Genomic DNA, 3,886 nt, shown 5'->3' with positions numbered 1-3,886 from the left:
GATCCATCAGTAACACGTAATAATATTAAACTCTTTTTTAAAACCTCTGTTACTGGGTTATTTTTTGCTACTATATCAAAGTCTGGCGTCATTCATCTAAAATATTTATGACAGATTCTTTCGATATTTTCTGAATTTTAGGAAGCTTAATTCTTAATCCAGCGGGCAAAAAGCTTGCGTATTCTGCAAGGCCTGGATTTTCAAGCAATACTTCCTCCACTGCTCCACTACTGTATCCATAATGTTTCCAGCAAATGTAATCCAACATTTCGTTTTCTTTCGTGTAATAATAAATCACTTACTGTAACTTTTTAACTTCAAAATAAACTCAACTTTTCTCGGTTTTCCATCAGGAAAAAATAATATCTGCTTTTCTTCTACATTAGTAATGACAAAATTTCCAAATACACTTCCTGAATTATCAACTAGAACGTGTGGTTCTTGAGTGTTACGTATATTTTTTAGCTGTTCTAAGCCATTACTCTGATAACGTGAATAAATCACTCCTGTTAAATCAATACATTCAATTCCTGAACCAATGTTTTGTAGCGACGTTTTTTCAATACATTCAATTGTATACCACCTTTTTTCTTTACTGTATCTTAGGCTTATTGGTTCAAGCTTACATTTTCCAAGCAACATCAATGTAACTCTTCAACTATATCAAAAAGTGCCCCACGTGCTTGTTCTCTAAATCGTTCTATTACTGCATCAGCAACGCTGCGGACATCTTCAGACTTAATGTTGATATTAAACGTTTGATAGAATGCTTGGTTATATACTTTAGATTCCCTATTTTCATATCTACTTTTCTTGAATGCTTTCTCAATTTCTTCTTGTTCTATAGCTCTTTTTTCTTCTATAACACCTTTAACTTTAAAACTCTCAAAATTGCCTTTACTATTTTCTGAAAATTGTTTAATAGCACTATTACTTGTCAATGGGTTTCCGTTACTGAAAATGCTATTTTTAGAAAGCTTATTAACAAAATTTCCATTATTTTCAAATTTTCTAATCGGGTTATTCTCAGCAAATATGCTACTAACTGTATTTCCCATCCATGAAAAAGCTTTTCCTATAGGTTCAATGAGTGATTTCCAAAAGCTAGAGAAAAAGTCTTTCACTTTTTGCCAGTTAGTTAGAACATAAGCTGCACCAGAAACAAGACTCGCTATTAAAAGTCCAATTGGGTTAGTCATTACAGCTAGTGTTATTGCTCTTAGCCCTGTTATTACTGCAGGGAAAACTATAGCTGATAAAAATGAAAATGTTGCCAATATCGTTGCTTTAAGACCAAAAATTGTACTTCCTAATAAAGTAATTCCATAGCCTACTCCCACTACTAAGACTTTCAAACTTATCAAAGCTGCTAAAGTACTCATGATTACTGTAGTTAAAGTTGGATATTTTTCTGCAAAAGAAGCTATACGCTCTGTTATTGCTTTCAAACTTCCAGCTACATAATTTAAAGTAGGCAACATCACTGACCCTAGATTCATTCCAGCTTCAAATACTGCATTTTTAAGTAATTGTAATTTATTAGCTGTAGTGTTTGCCCGATTTTCAAATTCTTTCTGCATTGAGGAGCGGTACTTTCCTTTATCAGCTACCTGTTCAATAGCTTTCTTATAAATGTCTAAGCTTCCTACTAAAAGAGCAATGTCATCTTGAAACCCAGCGCCAAATAGATTCATAAGAATACCGGCACGCTCTTGATCGTCTATTCTTTTTAAAGTTTCAAGGAATTGTAATATTGCCTCTTGAGGATTTTTTTTAATGGTTTGTTCGAGCTCTTCTATACTTGTTCCCATCTCATCTAATGCATCGTGAAATTCAGGACTTTGCTCTCTTGCAGTCTGTAGTTTACTAAGAAAGTTATTTATAGCAGTTGCTGCTTTTTCAGGTTGTTTACCTAAACTTATGAACGTACTTGCTAAGCTACTTGCTTGATCAACTTCTAAACCAAACTGTTTAGCATTACCACCAATTCTATTTAATGTAAGAACCACTTCTTGTGCTTTAGCAGCGGTATTGTCTGAGAGATGGTTTATTATGTTACCTACATTTTCCATACCATCAACTTTAATTCCATAGACGTTGGATATTTTCGCAATAGCATTACCAGCTTCTTCTGCCGACATATCAAACGCTGTGGTCATTTTGGCAACTACTGTTGTAAACTTAATAAGATCATTTTTGTCAATACCAAGTTGACCACCACTTGCAGCTATTTGTGCTAATTCTGCAGCTGACAAGGGTATCTCCCGAGATAATTTCTTTAACTCTTTAGCAAACTTTAATGCTTCATCTTTAGTGTCATTTTGCACAAATTTTACTACTTTCTTTACATCAGCCATAGCCGATTCAAAATCAACAGCAACTTTAATTGGCGCTGCAAGCGTTAGCCCTAGCCCAATAGTCTCTATAATTTGTGACTTAAAATGTGCTTTGCTTGCTAAAAAACTTTGGTGACTACGTATTGCAGACCCAAGCTTACCATACTTACCTTTTAGCACTTCAATAGAAGAACCAAGTTTATATTGATCACTTACTAATGACTTAATATTTCTTCCACTTTTTCTTACTGCTTCATTAAATGAATGCAAAGCATCTCTCTTTTTCAAATATGCTTCTTTTGCTTTTATTGCGGAGGTTTTGGCCTTGTCAAATTCTGCTTTTAAGGTTTTGCTCGGTTTCTCTATTGCCTTCATTTGTTTAGCTAAAGATTTTACTTGATCTTCAAAGCCCTTCCACGACCTCCTGCTAGTCAAAACATCATGACCCAACTGCTTAAATTTTGATACTGATTTTAAAGATGAGTCAAGCTTCCTTATGTTCTCACCAAGATAAGTAAGTTGATTACTACTGCCCTTTATTACAGTATTAAAACTGCCATCTAAAACAGCTCCGATTTTTATAGATAACGTTGACATTTAAGCTCCCTTGCTAATTTGCTCCATGAAATAAATTCACTAATCTCCATATCAAGAATGTGCTCAACTCCACCACCTATGATAGAGCCAAGCACTAGTATTTCTGATCTCAAGTTTTTTGGATAATCGGTGAAAAAAAATCCTTTAATACCTCTTGCACTTTTACATAATCAGCAATATCTAATTCTTCAATTGCTTCTTTTGCAACTGATGTCAGATTGGCAGTCAAAGTTACTTCCTTATTTAGGTCACTACCACTAATGCGTTCTATTGCCAAATAGTCTCTAACTTTTGGACGTCTAACGGTAAGTTCTGAAACAGAAATTCCATCAACTGTAATTGGGTTGTTTAGTGTTATAGTTTGCATAAAATTCTCCTATAAAAAATAAAATCTTGTAAAACATTTATAACTATTTGATCAACATCTAAAAAATATAATTCTAAAAATCTTCATATTCCAAGTACCGTCTGAAGTAGTGCCATCTGATCAACACCGTTAATCTTACGGATCATATTTTCAGCATCGATCTCTATTAATTCATTACCACCTATAGTAAGTTTATAATAATGCGCAGCTACAGTGCATTTGAGAGTGGCTTTTTCAGCAGGTTTCCAGCTACCAAAATCAAATTCTTTAAAAATGCCTCTTAAATTGATTATTACTCCTTCAATATCATTGCTACCACTACCTTGCATTCCACCACGGAGCGTCAAAGCTACTGAATTCCCATTTATCAGCCCAAATAGCCGAAAGAGCTCTGTATCGTATTCAGCAAAAGTGAAATCTGCTTCAATCTTTTCCATGCCCATATCAATACTTACTATTACCCACAAATATAAATGGACATAAAAATAAAGTATTACAACATTAAAGTTTGCAAACATTGAGGGTAAAAAATGGCAAACAGGAATAATGAATGGGCTGAAAATGAATTTGGAGATGCTGTACTTGG

5 protein-coding genes and 1 pseudogene are annotated in these 3,886 nt (G+C 34.0%); all 6 read right to left on the bottom strand.

Features of this window, described 5'->3' with window-relative positions; all coding sequences use genetic code 11:
- Nucleotides 1–88 precede the first annotated feature (88 nt).
- Complete coding sequence (locus ACJ5GX_RS01600; RefSeq protein ID WP_343327296.1) at nucleotides 89–298, bottom strand: tail protein X; 210 nt, start codon at nucleotides 296–298, stop codon at nucleotides 89–91.
- A complete protein-coding gene (locus tag ACJ5GX_RS01595; RefSeq protein ID WP_262986492.1) occupies nucleotides 295–642 on the bottom strand; it encodes a phage tail protein in 348 nt (115 codons plus the stop codon). The genes ACJ5GX_RS01600 and ACJ5GX_RS01595 overlap by 4 nt, the downstream gene beginning before the upstream one ends.
- The gene (locus ACJ5GX_RS01590) at nucleotides 642–2,933 is read right to left on the bottom strand and encodes a phage tail tape measure protein (RefSeq protein WP_262986493.1); all 2,292 of its coding nucleotides are present in this window, start codon (nucleotides 2,931–2,933) and stop codon (nucleotides 642–644) included. Before ACJ5GX_RS01590 ends, ACJ5GX_RS01595 begins: the two co-directional genes overlap by 1 nt.
- Nucleotides 2,915–3,046 (bottom strand): hypothetical protein, encoded by a 132-nt coding sequence (locus ACJ5GX_RS01585; protein ID WP_341821595.1) that lies wholly within the window; start codon nucleotides 3,044–3,046, stop codon nucleotides 2,915–2,917. The genes ACJ5GX_RS01590 and ACJ5GX_RS01585 overlap by 19 nt, the downstream gene beginning before the upstream one ends.
- The gene (locus tag ACJ5GX_RS01580) at nucleotides 3,043–3,300 is read right to left on the bottom strand and encodes a phage tail assembly protein (protein ID WP_264686026.1); all 258 of its coding nucleotides are present in this window, start codon (nucleotides 3,298–3,300) and stop codon (nucleotides 3,043–3,045) included. The genes ACJ5GX_RS01585 and ACJ5GX_RS01580 overlap by 4 nt, the downstream gene beginning before the upstream one ends.
- Before the next feature lie 83 nt (nucleotides 3,301–3,383).
- Nucleotides 3,384–3,755, bottom strand: a pseudogene (locus ACJ5GX_RS01575) (phage major tail tube protein); the annotation flags it as partial.
- Between the last annotated feature and the right edge of the window lie 131 nt (nucleotides 3,756–3,886).

The organism is Wolbachia endosymbiont of Tuta absoluta (genome assembly GCF_059414725.1).
Note: the sequence above shows the minus strand (reverse complement) of the source record. Positions and strands in the feature narration are given on the sequence as shown.

Coding starts and splice junctions, on each gene's coding strand:
- ACJ5GX_RS01595 (WP_262986492.1), bottom strand. CDS start 642: ATGTTGCTTGGAAAATGTAAGCTTGAACCAATAAGCCTAAGATACAGT.
- ACJ5GX_RS01580 (WP_264686026.1), bottom strand. CDS start 3,300: ATGCAAACTATAACACTAAACAACCCAATTACAGTTGATGGAATTTCT.
- ACJ5GX_RS01590 (WP_262986493.1), bottom strand. CDS start 2,933: ATGTCAACGTTATCTATAAAAATCGGAGCTGTTTTAGATGGCAGTTTT.